This window comes from Stenotrophomonas sp. SRS1 (assembly GCF_026130205.1).
Lineage (GTDB): Bacteria > Pseudomonadota > Gammaproteobacteria > Xanthomonadales > Xanthomonadaceae > Stenotrophomonas > Stenotrophomonas rhizophila_B.
This window is the reverse complement of sequence record NZ_JAINFD010000002.1, coordinates 1,127,777-1,142,960: the sequence shown is the minus strand read 5'-3', so window position 1 is coordinate 1,142,960 and position 15,184 is coordinate 1,127,777. Positions and strand designations below refer to the sequence as shown.

Here is a 15,184-nt window from a genome sequence, read left to right as displayed (position 1 = left end):
CCGACAATTTGAAGGCCAGCGAGTAATCCCGCTGGCTGCGCCTGAGTGTTGAATCCATTGAACATTCCTCTTCCTGTGGGAAAAGGTGTCAACTCAATTCAGGACGGGTCATGTTGCAAAAAAAAGCCCCGCATCGCTGCGAGGCTTTTTCTCGAATCTTGGCGCCCGAAGTTGGACTCGAACCAACGACCCCCTGATTAACAGTCAAGTGCTCTAACCGGCTGAGCTATTCGGGCGGGGTGCGCATTGTAGCCCGTTTTTCGCGAGATGTAACCTGTTCGGCGACAACTATTTCACGCGCGATGGTACGGATGGTTGGCCAGCATCGCCGCAGCGCGATACAGCTGCTCGGCCACCACCAGGCGCACCAGCATGTGCGGCAGCGTCAACGGCCCGATCGACCATTTCTCGTCCGCCATCGCCGACACTTCCGCCGAATGACCTTCCGGCCCGCCGATCAGGAAGGCCAGGTCCCGGCCCTGCCCGCGCCAATGCTCCAGGCGCTGCGCCAGCTGCTCGGAACTGAGCTGGCGCCCCGGCACATCGAGCGCGACCACGTAGGCATTCTTGGGCAATGCGGCGATCACACGCTTGCCTTCGTCATCGGTCGCGCGGCGCGCATCGCGCCCTTTGCCACGCAGGCCGGGCTCGATCTCGACCAGCTCGAAGGGCAACCAGTGCGAGAGCCGCTTCTGGTATTCGGCAAACCCCTGCGCGACCCAGGACGGTGCGCGTTCGCCGGTGGCGATCAACTTGGCTTTCATCTCTGTCCTCCGCCGACACCCTGCGTGGCGCCGCAAAAGACAACGGCGCCATCGGCGCCGTTGTCGTGACCGTACGTGCGGGAATTACCGCGCGTCGTACTCGTCGTCCGCATCGTCAAGCAGTTCGATCGGCGGCTGGTCGCCCACGGTCCACAGGCGCTCGAGCGCGTAGAACTCGCGCACGCGCGGCAGCATCACATGGACCACCACGTCGCCCAGATCGACCAGGACCCACTCGGCTTCGCGCTCGCCTTCCACACCCAGCGGCATCACGCCCAGCTTCTTGGCGAACTTCACCACTTCGTCGGCGATCGACTTGACGTGACGGCTGGAGGTACCCGACGCGATCACCATGTAATCGGCGACGCTGGAGCGACCGATAACGTCGATCTCAACGAGATCCTTGGCCTTCAGTTCTTCGGTGGCCCCGCGCACGCACTCGAGCAGCTGCAGAACGGAGGGCGCCGGATTCGGCAGTTGGACCTTGATGGTCTGGGGCTGGGCTTGGTTGCTCAAAGCGGGTCAACTCGATAAATGTGGGATCGATTATACGGGGCGGCGCACCCGCGCGTATTCACGACGGTGTCGCGCCGTACAGGCGGTGATCGAGGATGTAGCCGGCCACCGGCTCGGGCAGCAGCCGCTGCCAAGGGCCACCGGCCTGGATCTGCGTACGCACGGCGGTGGCCGATTCCTCGCGCAGCGGGGTCTGCAGGCGCAGCAGGCGCCCACCCGGCGCGTTGAACAGCTCGCGCTCATGACGGGCCCAGCGCCCTTCCAGGGCCTGCGCCAGAAGCGGGTCCAGCGTGTCGGCCAAGGGGCTGCCCGGGCGGTCGGCGACGATGAAATGCGCCAGCTCGAACAACAACGTCCACTCGTGCCAGCTGGGCAGGGCCAACAGGCTGTCCGCGCCGACCAGCCAGGCGATCGGCTGGCGCGGGCCCAGTTCGGCGCGCAGCTCGCGCAGGGTATCAACGGTATAGGACGGCACGCCCGGGGTGCGCTCGGCCCGGTCCAGCTCGCGCCGGTCCACCAGCAGGCCCGGCTCCTCACCGATGGCAAGCGCCAGCATCGCCAGACGTTGGCCGGCATCGGCGCCGGGGGCGGCGCGGTGCGGCGGATCGGCGGCGGGCAACAGACGCACGGCAACCTGCAGCTGGTCGCGGGCGGCACGGGCAATGGCCAGGTGGCCCAGGTGGACCGGATCGAAGGTCCCGCCGTAGTAGATGCGAAGGCCCATGGGCTCAGGCCCGGGCGAGCAGGCGCACGGCGCGGGCTTCGGACACGGCGATCAGAAGCCGTTCCAGCGCCAGCCAGGCATCGCCGTCAGCGCGCCCCTTGGCAATGCGGTCCACCAGCCCGGCCTCGGCCACGAAGCGCTCCCAGCGCTTGACCTCGGGATGGCGCTGCAGCGCGCGCTTGAACGGCGCCTGCCGCGATTCCCAGATGCCGCGGCTTTTCATCTCCGCCGCCAGGTTGCCGCCGCGCGCCTGCACCCGCGCCAGACCGGCCGTGGACAGCAGCTCGCGGATCACGATCGGGGTCAGTGCAGCCACCGCTTCACCCTCGGCACGCAGGCCGGCGATCATCCGCAGGACGGCGGCGGGCTGGCCGGAGAAGGTCGCTTCAACCAGACGGAACACGTCATAGCGGGCGGCATCGGCCACCAGCGACTCCATCGTGTCCACGTCCAGGGTCTGGCCATCGGCCAGCAGGGCCAGCTTGTCGATTTCCTGCGCGGCGGCGAGCAGATTGCCTTCCACCCGCTCGGCCAGGCGCTGCACGGCCTGGGGATCGGCGCGCAGGCCCTTGCCGCGCAGGCGGCGCTCGATCCACTCGGTGAGCTCATGCGGCTTGATCGCCCAGGCCACCGAGATCACCCCGGCGCGGCCCACCGCATCGGCCCACTTGGTCTGGTGGGCCTTGCTCCATTCGTTGCAGGTGATCAGCAGGATCACGTCCGGCGCCGGATTGGCACAGAACTGGCTGATCACCTCGGCGCCTTCCTTGCCCGGCTTGCCGCTGGGCAGCCGCAGTTCCATCAGGCGTCGGGCACTGAACAGACTGGGCGCATTGAAGCTGGCGTCGAGCTGGTGCCAGTCGAAGTCACGGCCATCGGCATCGAAGACTTCGCGCTCGTTGACGCCATCGGCACGCGCCCGCGCCCGCACCGCATCGGCGGCTTCGAGCACGCGCAGGGTCTCAGGGCCGGCGATCAGGTAGACCGGGGCCAACGGCTGGCTGGCCGGTTGGCTGGCAAGCTGTTCGGGGCGCAGTTCCATCCGGGCAGGCCGATCCGCGGGCGGACCGGGCTCAGCGCCCCTGCGGGACGACGGCGGGGACCGCCGGCGTCGGGGTGGTCGAAGCCGGGGTGGCCGCAGGCATCTCAACCGGCGTCTCCACCGGCGTCGTACCCGGCTTGGCCGGGGCACGGCCGTGCTCCAGCTCGGCACGGACCACGCTGTCGATGCGGCGCATGATCGAGGCCGACATCTCACGACGCAGTTCGTCGGCGAGGATTTCGCGCTCGGTGGTGGTACCGGTGGCATCGGTCGGCGGCGACACGTAGTCGCGCGAGAGTTCGATCACCTGCTGCGGCACCAGCTCACTGCCATCTTCGCGGCGGAAGATGAAGATCACCGCGTAGCGCAGGCTGTATTCCTGGGCGCGGCCCTGCGCATCGATCGCGATCGGCAGATCGCCCCAACGCTCGGACACCACCTGCAGCTGCGAGGCCGGGCCCGTGCTATCCGGATCGGCCAGCTGTGCCCCGGAGGCCTGCAGGCCACGACGCAGCAGCTTGACCAGCTCGCTGTAGGGCGCGGTGGACACCACCTGGACTGCGGCGGTATCGGCCGGCAGCATCAGCTTGTTGCGCAGATGGAAGCCGCACCCGGCAAGGGTCGCGGTCAGGACAAGGGCAAGCAGGAATCGGGTCATGGACACAGTCTGTAGGAGCCGGGCGGTCGCGGCAACAAGCAGTGATCGTGCCGGATGCCGCGTGAACAGGACTTGATACCGGACCGGGTGCACAGGCACCCGGTCGGCACGACAGGATCAGCCCTGCGGGGCCGCCACGATGTTCACGATCTTGCCGGGCACGATGATGATCTTGCGCACCACCAGCCCTTCCAGGAACTTGGCCGCGTTCGGCTCGGCCAGGCCCAGGGCTTCGATCTGATCCCGCGGGGCATCGGCCGCGACCTCGATGGTGCCACGCAGCTTGCCGTTGACCTGCACGGCCAGCGTCACTGCATCGCGCACCAGCGCAGCCGGATCGGCTTCCGGGAACGCCTGGTCTTCCAGCAGTTCTTCGCCATGGCCCAGCACCTGCCACAACGCATGGCTGGCATGCGGGGTGATCGGGTTGAGCAGCAGCACGGTGGCACGCAGCGCTTCCTGGCGGACCGCACGGCCCTGATCGCTGACGTCATCGAACTTGGCCAGCGCGTTCATCAGTTCCATCACCGCAGCGATCGCGGTGTTGAAGCTGTGGCGGCGGCCGTAGTCGTCGCCGACCTTGCCGATGGTTTCATGGGTCTTGCGGCGCAGCGCCTTCTGCTCGGCATTGAGCGCGGCCACGTCCAGGGCCGGGGCGGCACCGTCGGCAGCGTGCTTCTGCACCTGCGCCCACAAGCGACGCAGGAAGCGGGCCATGCCATCGACGCCGGCTTCGTTCCATTCCAGCGACTGCTCCGGCGGCGCGGCGAACATCGAGAACAGACGCACGGTGTCGGCACCGTACTTGCTCACCATCACCTGCGGGTCCACGCCGTTGTTCTTGGACTTGGACATCTTCTCGGTGCCACCGATCACCACCGGCAGGCCGTCGGCGATCAGGGTCGCCCCGACGATGCGGCCGCGCTCATCGCGCTGCACATCGACATCGGCCGGGTTGATCCAGTCCTTGGAGCCGTCCGGATTCGGGCGGTAGTAGGTTTCGGCGATCACCATGCCCTGGCACAGCAGGTTCTGCGCCGGCTCGTTGCTGTCCACCATGCGCGCATCACGCAGCAGCTTGTGGAAGAAACGGAAGTACATCAGGTGCAGGATCGCGTGCTCGATGCCGCCGATGTACTGATCGACCGGCAGCCAGTAGTTGCCGCGCTTGTCGACTGCATCACGGGCACCCGGCGAGGTGTAGCGCGCGTAGTACCAGCTCGACTCCATGAAGGTATCGAAGGTGTCGGTCTCACGCTCGGCCGCGCCGCCGCAGTCCGGGCAGGTGGTCTTGCGCCATTCCGGATCAGCCTTGATCGGCGAACCGGTGCCGACGAAGTTGACGTTCTCCGGCAGGATCACCGGCAGCTGCTCTTCCGGCACCGGCAGGGCGCCGCACTTGGGGCAGTAGATCACCGGGATCGGGCAGCCCCAGTAGCGCTGGCGGCTCACGCCCCAGTCGCGCAGACGATAGTTCACGCGGCGCTGGCCCTGGGCCTTGCGCTCGAAACGCTCGGCCAGTGCCTCGAAGGCGCCCTGGAAATCCAGCCCGTCGAACTCTTCGGAGTTGACCAGCTCGGTCTCGCGCGTCTTGTCGCCGTACCAGTCCTGCCAGCGCGTGGCGTCGTACGCGCTTTCTTCCTTGCGCAGCGACTTCAACGCGATGACCTGACGGATCGGCAGGCCGTACTTGTTGGCGAATTCATTGTCGCGCTGGTCGTGACCGGGAACGGCCATCACCGCGCCGGTGCCGTAACCCATCAGCACGAAGTTGGCGACCCACACCGGCACCTGGGCGCCGGTGACCGGATGGATGGCGCGCAGGCCGGTATCCATGCCGCGCTTTTCCTGGGTTTCCAGCTCGGCCTCGGAGACGCCGCCCTGCTTCATCTCGGCCAGCAGCGCGGCCAGCGCCGGGTTGGACTTGGCCGCGTGCTGGGCCAGCGGATGCTCGCCGGCGATCGACACGAAGGTCACGCCCATCACGGTGTCCGGACGGGTGGTGAACACGCGCAGCGGGTCCAGCGTGCTGCCGTCGGCGTCACGCACGTCGAACTGGATCTCCAGCCCTTCCGAGCGGCCGATCCAGTTGCGCTGCATGGTCTTGACCGAATCCGGCCAGCCCGGCAGTTCGTCCAGGCCGTCCAGCAGTTCCTGGGCGTAATCGGTGATGCGCAGGAACCACTGCGGAATCTCGCGCTTTTCCACCAGCGCGCCGGAACGCCAGCCGCGGCCGTCGATGACCTGCTCGTTGGCCAGCACGGTCTGATCGATCGGGTCCCAGTTCACCACTGCGTTGCGGCGGTAGGCCAGGCCCTTGCGCATCAGGCGGGTGAACATGCGCTGCTCGTGCACGTAGTACTCGGGCGTGCAGGTGGCGAACTCACGCGACCAGTCGATCGCATAGCCCATGGACTTGAACTGGCCACGCATGTGCTCGATGTTGGCGTAGGTCCACTTGGCGGGCGCGGTCTTGTTCTTGATCGCCGCGTTCTCGGCCGGCAGGCCGAACGCATCCCAGCCCATCGGCTGCAGCACGTTGTGACCGGTCATCCGCTTGTAGCGGCTGATCACGTCACCAATCGTGTAATTGCGCACGTGGCCCATGTGCAGCGCACCGGACGGATACGGCAGCATCGAAAGGCAGTAGAACTTCGGCTTGTCCGAGGTCTCGGTGACTTCGAAGGCACGGGTGGCATCCCAGTACTGCTGGGCGGCGGATTCAACCTGCTGCGGATCGTAAACGTTGGGTTCGACGCTGGTCATAAAAACGCTAGTGCGGCGGCAAAGCGGCACAGGGTACCGCAGTGCGGCAAAGGGCTCCAATCGACGTTGCCCACCGCCGTGGCCAAACCTGTCATCTCATTGAATTGACAGGGGATTGGCAGAACACCCCCTGCCCCTGCCCCGCGCCACGCGGCGTACCGGGGCGCAGCAACGTCCCGCCCGCGCTCAGCCCCGTCGCGCCGCCGGGGCCAGCGGCAGCACCGCCACCAGCCAGACCAGCCACACCCCGAAGGCCACGCGCTGGGCCAGCGGGGCCGGCAGCAGGGCCTGCAGCGCAAACGCGGCCAGCAGCACGCCCACCCCGCACGCCAGATGCAGGGCGCCCACGGCACGCCACGCCGGCAGCCGCAGCGCGCCGATCCCGGACATCACCGCGCCCGGCACGAAGGCCAGCACCCAGATCATCCAGGCACTGGCGTGGTATTGGCTGGCGGGATTGTCCAGATCGCTGGTATCCAGCGGCAGCACGCCCATCGCGGTGAAGCCGACCCCGGCCAGCATCAGCAGCTGGGCGCCGACCCGCATCGACCATGGCGCGGTGCGCGGCACCCGCAGCAGCAGGCGCAGCGCGACGAGGCTGGCCAGCAGGCCGGGCAGCGCAAAGCCGAGCAGGTTGAAGGCCAGCGCATGCGGGACGCCCAGCGCACCCAGCAGCGCGACCGGGTGGCCGATCGGATCGAACAACGGCAGCGCCGCGCCAAATCCAATCACCGCCCCCACGAACAACACGGCGGCGGCGATGCCAAGCGCACGTTCCCAACGATGGAGTTCCAGCATGTTGCACCCGGCCTGTTCACAAGGTCCGCATTGTCGCTGTTACGCACGGATTCCGCCCAGTGGGGTTGCGTCCGGCCGCGGGCGGCACCATACACTTCCTCTCCAGTTTCCCGTTGATCTGAAACCATGAGCGATCTGCCCCACGTGTTTGACGCCACCACCGAGACCTTCGAGACCGAGGTGCTGCAGAAGTCCCTGCAGACCCCCGTGCTGGTCGATTTCTGGGCCACCTGGTGCGGCCCCTGCAAGACCCTGGGACCGATGCTGGAAAAGCTGGCCGGCGAATACCATGGCGCCTTCGAGCTGGCCAAGGTCGACGTCGACAAAGAACAGCAGATCGCCGCCGCCTTCCAGATCCGCTCGGTCCCGACCGTGTTCCTGGTCAAGGGCGGGCAGATTGTCGATGGCTTCCCGGGCGCGGTGCCGGAAGGTCAGCTGCGCGAGTTCCTGAGCCAGCACGGCGTGCTCCCGCTTGAAGCGGCCCCGGATGAAGCAACGCCTGTGGAGGCGCCGCCGCTGGATCCGCAGGCCCAGGTCGACGTGCTGCGCGCGGCGATTGCCGCCGAGCCGGACAAGGAAGAGCTCAAGCTCGACCTGGCCCTGGCCCTGCTGCAGACCGGCGCCACCGCCGAGGCCACCGCCCTGATCGACGCGCTTCCGGCCAACCTCTCCACCGATGACCGCGCCGTGCGCGCCCGCGCCCGCCTAGAATTCGCCAGCGCCCTGCAGGAAGCCCCGGCTCCCGAGGTCCTGGAGGCGCGCATCGCGGCCAATGGCGATGACCTGCAGGCCCGCCATCTGCGTGGCGTGCAGCTGCTGCTGTCCGGACAGGACGCCGCCGCGCTGGAGCAGTTCCTGGACATGCTGCGCCGGGACCGCACCTACGACGACGGCCGCCCGCGCAAACTGCTGATCGATGCCTTCAAGGTGATCGAGGATGAAGACCTGGTCGGCCAGTACCGTCGCCGGATGGCCTCGCTGCTGTTCTGATCGGCCACGGCCAGCGCCTTCCGGGGCGCTGGCCAACGAAGCCGTCTCTCCAGACCGGCAACTTCGATGTGTGACGTGAGTCACGTTCAGAAACCCTGCACGACTCCCGGGCAATAATGCCGCCGCGGCCCACTGGAGGCTGCGATCCATCGGGGAGGATGAGGTCTGGGCCATGGCGGCCTACTTGGCTGCGCCCCGCCTTGCAGGGCCGTGAATGACCGTGAGATTGACCCGATTCCTCCGTTTTCCGATGGCCGCCCGCCTGTTGGTGCTGGCCGCGATGCTGTTGTCTGCCGTGCCGGTTCTGGCCCAGGACTGGACCTACCGGGTGCGCCCTGGCGACACGATCTGGGACCTCAGCGCCCGCTATCTGAAACCGTCCATCGCCTGGGAACAGCTGCAGTCGCACAACGGCATCGCCGATCCCTATCGGCTGCCGCCCGGCAGCCAGCTCCGCTTCCCCGTGGCCTGGCTGCAGGTCCAGCCTGCGCCGGCGCGTGTACTCGCCGTGCGGGGCCCGGTACACAGCCAGACCGGCGGCCAGCCCCGCCGCGAGGTGGCCGAAGGCGATCTGCTGCGGATCGGCCAGGAACTTTTCACCGGCGACGATGCCAGCGTCACCGTGGTCTTCGCCGATGATTCACGCCTGCAGCTGCGCGAGCAGTCCCGGCTGCGCTTCGACCAGCTCAGCCGCTATGGGCGCACCGGCATGGTCGATACCCGCCTGCGCCTGGAACAAGGCCGTGCCAGCAACCGCGTGACCCCCGCCAGCGGCCCGGCGTCGCGCTACATCATCGACGCGCCCACCGCGACCAGCAGCGTACGCGGCACCGTATTCCGGGTCAGCGCCGGCCAGGACGGCCGTGGCGCGGCCACCGAGGTACTGGAAGGCCGCGTGCAGGTCGGCAACCGCCGCGGCCAGCGTCTGGTCACCCACGGCCAGGCCACGCGCAGCCCGTCGCGCGATGCGCGCCCGGCCGATCTGGAAGCGCTGCTGCCAGCACCCGTGTTGGCGACCGATCCCCAACGGCTGGCCACCCTGCCCGCTGCGCTGGCCTGGCAGCCGGTGCCGGATGCCGTTGGCTACCGGGTGGAAGTGGTCCGCGCCGACCAACCGGAGGTGCTGCTGTTCGCCCGCGATACCGACACCACGGCGCTCACCCTGCCCGACCTGCCGCCGGGCCATCTGCGCGTGCTGGTGCGGGCGGTCAGTGCCGAACAGGTGGAAGGACGGGATGCCGAGCAGGACTTCCAGGTCCGTGACCAGCCGATCGCCCCGCTGACCGTACGCCCGCTGCACGGCCAGACCGTCAACAGCGCACGGCCGCGTTTCGAATGGACCCGCGTCGCCGACGCCGAGCGGACCGTCCTGCAGATCGCCCGCGACCCGCAGTTCCTCCATCTCCTGCTCGAACAGGACACCCGCGCCACCCACCTGCGTCCCGTCCTGGACCTCCCCCCGGGCGAGTATGCGTGGCGCGTGGCGTCGGTGGATCGCAACGGCGACCGCGGGCGTTTCGGTCAGCCGCTGCCGCTGACCATCACCGACAAACCGGTCGATCCCGCACTGCAGCCACCGGAGGCGGCCAAAGGGCAGTTGACGCTGCGCTGGCAGGCCGGCGAACCAGGCCAGCGCTACCGCGTGCAGCTGGATCGGCGCGGGGACTTCGCCACCCCGCTGCTGGATCGCGAACTGGATCAGCCTGAGGTCACCGTCAAGCGCCCCTGGCGCGGCACGCTGCACGTCCGCGTGCAGTACATCGACGAGGACGGCTACGCCGGTCCGTTCTCGCCGACACAACAGATCGCCCTGCCGTGCCGTACCTGTTACGGCGCCGGCGGCGGCGCCCTGCTGCTGTGGCTGCTGCTGTGACGCCGCTGCACCTGCCCTGGCCGCACCGCATCGCGCTGGCGGCAGTGGTCGGCGCCTTGGCCGTGGCGGCCAACCACTGGCAGTGGTTCTGGAAGCAGGATGAAGCGGTCTACGATGCTTACGTGGGCGGCTGGGAGTACACCCCCGATGCGCGCCTGCTGATCGTGGCGATCGACGACAACAGCCTGCAGCAGCTCGGCCAGTGGCCGTGGCCACGCGGCACCCATGCGCGTCTGCTGGATCGCCTCACCGACGCGCGTGCCGAACGCGTGGTGCTGGACCTGGTGCTGTCCGAAGCCGATCGCCAGGACAGCACACAGGATGCCGAACTGGCCGCAGCGATCCGTCGCAACGGCCACGTCGTGCTGCCGGTGGTGGCCGCGCCGGCCAGTGGCCCGCGCATGGCCGAGGAGCTGCTGCCGATCCCGCTGATCGCCGCCAACGCGGCCAGCCTCGGCCACAGCGACATCGAGGTGGACAGCGACGGCGTCGCACGCGGGCTGTTCCTCACCGCCGGCATCGGTTCCCCGCACTGGCCAGCGCTCGGCCTGGCACTGGCCGATCCGCCGGGGCCATTGCCCGGGCTGCGCGATGATCGTCCCGGCCTGGATTCGCCGTATCAGTGGCGGCGCGACCACTATGTGCGGGTGCGCTACGCGGGCCCGCCCGAGCGTTTCCCGCAGCTGTCCTACGTGGATGTGCTCAATGGCGAGGTCGACCCGGCGCTGCTGCGTGGCCGCCTGGTCCTGGTCGGCCTGACCGCCAGTGGCATCGCGCCGCGCCTGCTCACCCCGACCACGCGCGACCGCTGGATGAGCGGCAGCGAGTACCAGGCCAATGTCGCCTCGATGCTGCTGGGCGACAAGGTCATCGTGCCGTTGGCACCTCTCGGCCAGAGCGTGCTTACCGGGTTGCTGGTGGCGCTGTGCTGCCTGTTGCTGACCCTGCCGCGGGCGTGGCTGAGCGGCGTGCTCGCCTTGCCATCGACGCTGTTGCTGAGCTTCGTGCTGTTGCGCGCCGGCAGCCTCTGGTTTGCACCGGCTGCCGCCTTGACCGGGATGCTGGCGGTGATCCTGGCGTGGGCGCTGTGGCGCGTCAGTGCGTGGCGGCGCCAAGCCAACAGCGATGCCCTCACCGGACTGGGCAACCGGCTGCGCTTCGAGCAGACCCTGCAGGCCGAGCATGACGCCGGCCGGCGCACCGGGCGGCCATTGAGCCTGGTGCTGATCGATGTGGACCACTTCAAACGCCACAACGACGAGTTCGGCCACCAGGCCGGTGACAACGTGCTGCGCCGGATCGCGCAGGAAATCCGCGCGCATGCCCGCCGCCCCCGTGACATGGCCGCGCGCTTCGGCGGCGACGAATTCGCGCTGATCCTGCCCGACACCACGCCGGAAGGCGCCCTCCAGGTGGTGCAGGATCTGGTCGCGCGCGCGCAGGCACTGGAGATCCCGGCCGGGCGCGGCGCGACCACGCATATCACCGTGACCGTCGGCGTGTTCACGCGGGTGCCGACCGCGAACACCGAGCCGCGGCACTTCTTCGAAGGCGCCGATGCCGCGCTGTACCAGGCCAAGGCGGCCGGACGGAATGGGTATTCGGTGGATGACGGCGGGCTGGGCTGAGGCGCCACTCCATACGCAGGCGAATGGTAGACTCGTATCTCCTCTCCACTGAGCTGCGATCCGAATGAAGGCCTCCGTCTTCCGCCTTGGCCTCAACCTGTGGCCGCCATTCCTGTTCACCGGCATCCATGTCACCCAGGTCAGCCCGGACTACCGCCATGTGCGCGTCGAGTTGCGCATGCGCCCCTGGAACCGCAATTACGTGGGCACCCATTTCGGTGGCAGCCTGTTCGCGATGACCGATCCGTTCTGGATGCTCACCGTGATGCAGAACCTGGGCCGCGATTACTACGTCTGGGACCGCGCCGGGGAGATTGAATTCCTCAAGCCGGGCCGCGGCACCGTGGCCGCCGAGTTCAGGCTGGACGAAGCGCTGCTGGATCAACTGCGTGCCGCCACCGCCAGCGGGGACAAGTACCTGCACTGGTTCAGCAACGACATTGTCGATGCGAAAGGCGAGGTCATCGCCCGCGTGCGCAAGCAGGTCTACCTGCGCCTCAAGCCCGAGGCACGCCAGCGCGCGGGATGAGTCATCGCGCGCTTGCTATGCTCGCGCGCCGGCTCCACCCCACGGACGACCATGCGCCTGCCCCTGCTTGCTGCCCTGCTGCTCACTGCCCTGCCCGCGTTCGCGCAGGAACTGCGGATCCCACCGGTCGACTATCCGGTATTGCCCACCCACGCCACCCGGGCCGAAGGTTTCGTGCCGTCAGGATGGCGCATCGAGCAGCAGCTTCGCGGCGATCTCAACGGCGACAAGCGCGAGGATCTCGTCCTCGTCCTGCGCCAGCAGGATCCGCGCAACATCGTCGAACACGATGGGTTCGGCATCAGTCCGTTGGACAGCAATCCACGCATGCTCGCCATCGCCTGGGCCACGCCGGACGGCTACTCACTCGCTGCGCAGAACCATACGCTGATCACCCGCCACGAGGCGCCGAACCTGTCCGATGTCTTCGAGGAGGGCGCCGGCGTTTCGATCGTGCGCGGCACGCTGCAGACCACGCTGTTCTTCTTCTCCAACGCCGGCAGCTGGTCCACCGGCTCGGCCAGCTACACCTTCCGCTGGCAGGCGGGTGCCTTCGCGTTGATCGGCTACGACCGCAGTTCGATGATGCGCAACTCCGGGCAGACCGAAAGCCTGAGCATCAATTACTCGACCCGACGCGTGCGTCATGCCGAAGGCAGCATGGAATCGGACGAGGAGCGCGTGCGCTGGGAGACCCTGAGCTCGCCGCAGCGCTGGACCCTGGAGACCGTCGGCGACGGCAGCGCGTTCGAGCCGCTGGCGTCGGCGCAGGATCGCTGAGCCACGGCATCCCGGCGCGTTGGCTAGTGCGCAGGTGCGCGCATCGGCACCCGCAGCGTCGCTTCGACATCGCTCATCACCGCGCGCCGCTCCACCTGCAGCCAGTGGCCATCGTCGCTGAGCACCGGTGTGCGGGTGGGCGAGCGTAGCGCTTCTGGCAGGCGCTGCAGGGCCACGGACGCGGGGGTGGGCTGCTGCCGCAACCAGCGCTGCGCCGCAACCAGGCGCAGCATCGCGGCCGCGTCCTGCGGGCGGCCTGCGTACTGCCGCATGTCCGGCCCGGTGATGTTGGACAAGGCGCATCCCAGCGGATTGGCGATGCAGGCAAAGCGATCCTGTGCGGGCCCGGGAATCGGGGTGGGCGCATCCCGGGTGGCCACCAGTTCAGCACTGGCGGCGCATGCCCACGCGTAGCGCGGCGCCATGCGTGCCTGGGTGCGCGGCACATCCAACAGCAGGTACTGCGCCGCCGGGTTCCCGGTCGTCAGGCGCACTCCCGCCCCGGCCAGCCCGAACTCACCGCGCATAGCCGTGCACAGGCTCTGCTCGTCGGCCGTCATCGGCGCCAGTGCGGCGCCGCAGATGGCAGGCAGCGCGGTATCGGCAGGCAGTTCAACCAGGATGTCGGCCAGCAGCCGCGCGTTGCTCTCCACCATCGCCGCACCGATCATGCTGGTGATCAGGGCATCGCCCTGCCCCGTCATCCGCCGACCGCTGAGGATGTCCGCGCATGCACCGGCGAGTGCGATGCCACTGTCGCCACGCACATGGGCGAGCGCGTGCGCGGAGACAGGATCGAGCACCGGCTGAAAGACCGGCAGTGGGACCATCGGATCCGTGTCGAACCGCTTGAACGGCGAGGTGAAGTGACCGTAGCCGGCAAGCGCGGCCACACGCTGGTGAAGCGCGTCGTGCCCGGCATGCGCAGCCTCGACAGCGTCCGGATCGGCGCGAACCGCCGCCAGACACCCGATACCCCGCCGGCCGCAGCCTGCCGGGGCGGACAGCGGCGTTGCGGGGAAGCGTCCTTCCGCGCTGGACGATACGGGTCGCTGGCCGGGCGAACCGGTGCGCCACCGCTCGACGTCCTGCGCCATGACGGCGTCACCGCCGGCGCCCTCCAGCCCGTCGTAACGCAGGGTCCACAGCGCGGTGAAGCCGTTCTCGCCACGCGTGGGCAAAGGCGCCTGCAGCAGCCGCATCGCCTCGCGCTGTTCAACTGGCAACGGCCAGAACCGCGAAGCCGCCCAGAGCAGGACGACCGCCACTCCCAGGCTCAGGATCGAGATGCCCACCCATTTCAGACCTGTCTTCAACACAGCGTTCTCCCAGACCCCGCGTCCTGCAGGGAGAGGCAGCGTAAACCGGGCATCGCCGCCGCTACAATGCGCAGATGTCGCCCGAAGCCCCCCAACTCGTTCCGCGTCCCTCCCTGCAGCGCCTGTTCCTGACCGGCCTGCTGACCCTGCTGCCGATCTGGCTGACCTGGGTGGTGGTCAAATTCGTGTTCGTGCTGCTGTCGGGCATTTCCAGCCCGCTGGTGGTGCCGCTCTCCGAGCAGATCGCCGCCTCGTTCCCGCATTACCTGGGCTGGATCAAGGTCGAGTGGATGCAGGACATCATCGCCCTGGCCGCCACGCTGCTGGTAATCCTCTCGGTGGGCGTACTCAGCCGCCGCGTGATCGGCCAGCGCCTGCTGCGCTGGTTCGGCGCGGTGATCAAACGCATTCCGCTTGCCAGCATCATCTACGACAGCGCCAAGAAGCTGCTGGACATGCTGCAGACCGAGCCGGGCAGTACCCAGCGCGTGGTGCTGATCGATTTTCCCCACCGGGACATGAAGTCGGTCGGCCTGGTCACCCGGGTGATCAAGGAACAGGGCACCGGCCGCGAACTGGCGGCGGTGTATGTACCCACCACACCCAACCCGACCTCCGGCTATCTGGAAATCGTGCCGGTGGAACTGCTCACGCCCACCGACTGGACCGTGGACCAGGCAATGAGCTTCATCATCTCCGGCGGCGCGGTCGCCCCGGAAAGCGTGCCGTTCACCCGCGCCGGCGATCGTTGAGCCTCGTGGCAGCCCCGTGCTGCCGCAGCTGACTGAGCGCCGTAC

Annotated in this window: 14 protein-coding genes and 1 tRNA gene; 6 read left to right on the top strand and 9 right to left on the bottom strand. The window is 68.3% G+C overall.

The window, feature by feature from the left end; all coding sequences use genetic code 11:
* Nucleotides 1-159: 159 nt before the first annotated feature.
* The 8 genes from K4043_RS10690 to K4043_RS10655 all read right to left on the bottom strand — a co-directional run bounded on the left by K4043_RS10690 (nt 160) and on the right by K4043_RS10655 (nt 7,268).
* Nucleotides 160-236, bottom strand: a tRNA-Asn gene (locus tag K4043_RS10690).
* A gap of 57 nt (nt 237-293) precedes the next feature.
* Nucleotides 294-764 (bottom strand): 23S rRNA (pseudouridine(1915)-N(3))-methyltransferase RlmH, encoded by a 471-nt coding sequence (gene rlmH, locus K4043_RS10685; protein WP_259259584.1) that lies wholly within the window; start codon nt 762-764, stop codon nt 294-296.
* A gap of 84 nt (nt 765-848) precedes the next feature.
* Nucleotides 849-1,280, bottom strand: coding sequence for a ribosome silencing factor (gene rsfS, locus K4043_RS10680; protein ID WP_265309307.1), 432 nt, complete (start codon nt 1,278-1,280; stop codon nt 849-851).
* A 58-nt stretch (nt 1,281-1,338) separates the two neighbouring features.
* Nucleotides 1,339-2,004, bottom strand: a complete 666-nt coding sequence (gene nadD, locus K4043_RS10675) for a nicotinate-nucleotide adenylyltransferase (protein ID WP_265309306.1) — start codon at nt 2,002-2,004, stop codon at nt 1,339-1,341.
* Between the two features lie 4 nt (nt 2,005-2,008).
* Nucleotides 2,009-3,046, bottom strand: coding sequence for a DNA polymerase III subunit delta (gene holA / locus K4043_RS10670; RefSeq protein WP_123730577.1), 1,038 nt, complete (start codon nt 3,044-3,046; stop codon nt 2,009-2,011).
* A 31-nt stretch (nt 3,047-3,077) separates the two neighbouring features.
* Nucleotides 3,078-3,704 (bottom strand): LPS assembly lipoprotein LptE, encoded by a 627-nt coding sequence (gene lptE, locus K4043_RS10665; RefSeq protein ID WP_123730576.1) that lies wholly within the window; start codon nt 3,702-3,704, stop codon nt 3,078-3,080.
* Nucleotides 3,705-3,821: 117 nt separating this feature from the next.
* The gene (gene leuS, locus K4043_RS10660; RefSeq protein WP_123730575.1) at nt 3,822-6,470 is read right to left on the bottom strand and encodes a leucine--tRNA ligase; all 2,649 of its coding nucleotides are present in this window, start codon (nt 6,468-6,470) and stop codon (nt 3,822-3,824) included.
* A gap of 186 nt (nt 6,471-6,656) precedes the next feature.
* The gene (locus K4043_RS10655; RefSeq protein ID WP_123730574.1) at nt 6,657-7,268 is read right to left on the bottom strand and encodes a DUF998 domain-containing protein; all 612 of its coding nucleotides are present in this window, start codon (nt 7,266-7,268) and stop codon (nt 6,657-6,659) included.
* Nucleotides 7,269-7,394: 126 nt separating this feature from the next.
* Between K4043_RS10655 and trxA the strand changes: the two genes are divergently transcribed.
* From trxA to K4043_RS10630, 5 genes are all read left to right on the top strand, one after another.
* A complete protein-coding gene (gene trxA, locus K4043_RS10650; RefSeq protein WP_265309305.1) occupies nt 7,395-8,258 on the top strand; it encodes a thioredoxin in 864 nt (287 codons plus the stop codon).
* A gap of 250 nt (nt 8,259-8,508) precedes the next feature.
* On the top strand, nt 8,509-10,131 hold the full coding sequence (locus K4043_RS10645; RefSeq protein ID WP_321160140.1) for a FecR domain-containing protein: 1,623 nt from the start codon (nt 8,509-8,511) through the stop codon (nt 10,129-10,131).
* Nucleotides 10,128-11,759 carry a CHASE2 domain-containing protein gene (locus tag K4043_RS10640; protein WP_123730571.1) on the top strand — a complete coding sequence of 544 codons (1,632 nt, stop codon included), beginning with the start codon at nt 10,128-10,130 and terminating at the stop codon, nt 11,757-11,759. Before K4043_RS10645 ends, K4043_RS10640 begins: the two co-directional genes overlap by 4 nt.
* A gap of 64 nt (nt 11,760-11,823) precedes the next feature.
* Complete coding sequence (locus K4043_RS10635) at nt 11,824-12,288, top strand: DUF4442 domain-containing protein (protein WP_123730570.1); 465 nt, start codon at nt 11,824-11,826, stop codon at nt 12,286-12,288.
* Between the two features lie 51 nt (nt 12,289-12,339).
* On the top strand, nt 12,340-13,068 hold the full coding sequence (locus K4043_RS10630) for a hypothetical protein (RefSeq protein WP_265309303.1): 729 nt from the start codon (nt 12,340-12,342) through the stop codon (nt 13,066-13,068).
* Nucleotides 13,069-13,091: 23 nt separating this feature from the next.
* Here K4043_RS10630 and K4043_RS10625 read toward each other — a convergent pair whose 3' ends face one another.
* On the bottom strand, nt 13,092-14,387 hold the full coding sequence (locus tag K4043_RS10625) for a hypothetical protein (protein ID WP_265309302.1): 1,296 nt from the start codon (nt 14,385-14,387) through the stop codon (nt 13,092-13,094).
* A 74-nt stretch (nt 14,388-14,461) separates the two neighbouring features.
* On the opposite strand from K4043_RS10625, the gene K4043_RS10620 reads away from it, so the two are divergent.
* Nucleotides 14,462-15,139 (top strand): DUF502 domain-containing protein, encoded by a 678-nt coding sequence (locus K4043_RS10620; RefSeq protein ID WP_123730567.1) that lies wholly within the window; start codon nt 14,462-14,464, stop codon nt 15,137-15,139.
* Nucleotides 15,140-15,184: the final 45 nt, after the last annotated feature.

Excerpts from the sequence above, each read along its gene's own strand:
- K4043_RS10645 (WP_321160140.1), top strand. The coding sequence starts at position 8,509 with ATGGCCGCCCGCCTGTTGGTGCTGGCCGCGATGCTGTTGTCTGCCGTG.
- K4043_RS10620 (WP_123730567.1), top strand. The coding sequence starts at position 14,462 with ATGTCGCCCGAAGCCCCCCAACTCGTTCCGCGTCCCTCCCTGCAGCGC.
- K4043_RS10635 (WP_123730570.1), top strand. The coding sequence starts at position 11,824 with ATGAAGGCCTCCGTCTTCCGCCTTGGCCTCAACCTGTGGCCGCCATTC.
- K4043_RS10630 (WP_265309303.1), top strand. The coding sequence starts at position 12,340 with ATGCGCCTGCCCCTGCTTGCTGCCCTGCTGCTCACTGCCCTGCCCGCG.
- leuS (WP_123730575.1), bottom strand. The coding sequence starts at position 6,470 with ATGACCAGCGTCGAACCCAACGTTTACGATCCGCAGCAGGTTGAATCC.
- holA (WP_123730577.1), bottom strand. The coding sequence starts at position 3,046 with ATGGAACTGCGCCCCGAACAGCTTGCCAGCCAACCGGCCAGCCAGCCG.
- lptE (WP_123730576.1), bottom strand. The coding sequence starts at position 3,704 with ATGACCCGATTCCTGCTTGCCCTTGTCCTGACCGCGACCCTTGCCGGG.
- rlmH (WP_259259584.1), bottom strand. The coding sequence starts at position 764 with ATGAAAGCCAAGTTGATCGCCACCGGCGAACGCGCACCGTCCTGGGTC.
- trxA (WP_265309305.1), top strand. The coding sequence starts at position 7,395 with ATGAGCGATCTGCCCCACGTGTTTGACGCCACCACCGAGACCTTCGAG.
- nadD (WP_265309306.1), bottom strand. The coding sequence starts at position 2,004 with ATGGGCCTTCGCATCTACTACGGCGGGACCTTCGATCCGGTCCACCTG.
- K4043_RS10655 (WP_123730574.1), bottom strand. The coding sequence starts at position 7,268 with ATGCTGGAACTCCATCGTTGGGAACGTGCGCTTGGCATCGCCGCCGCC.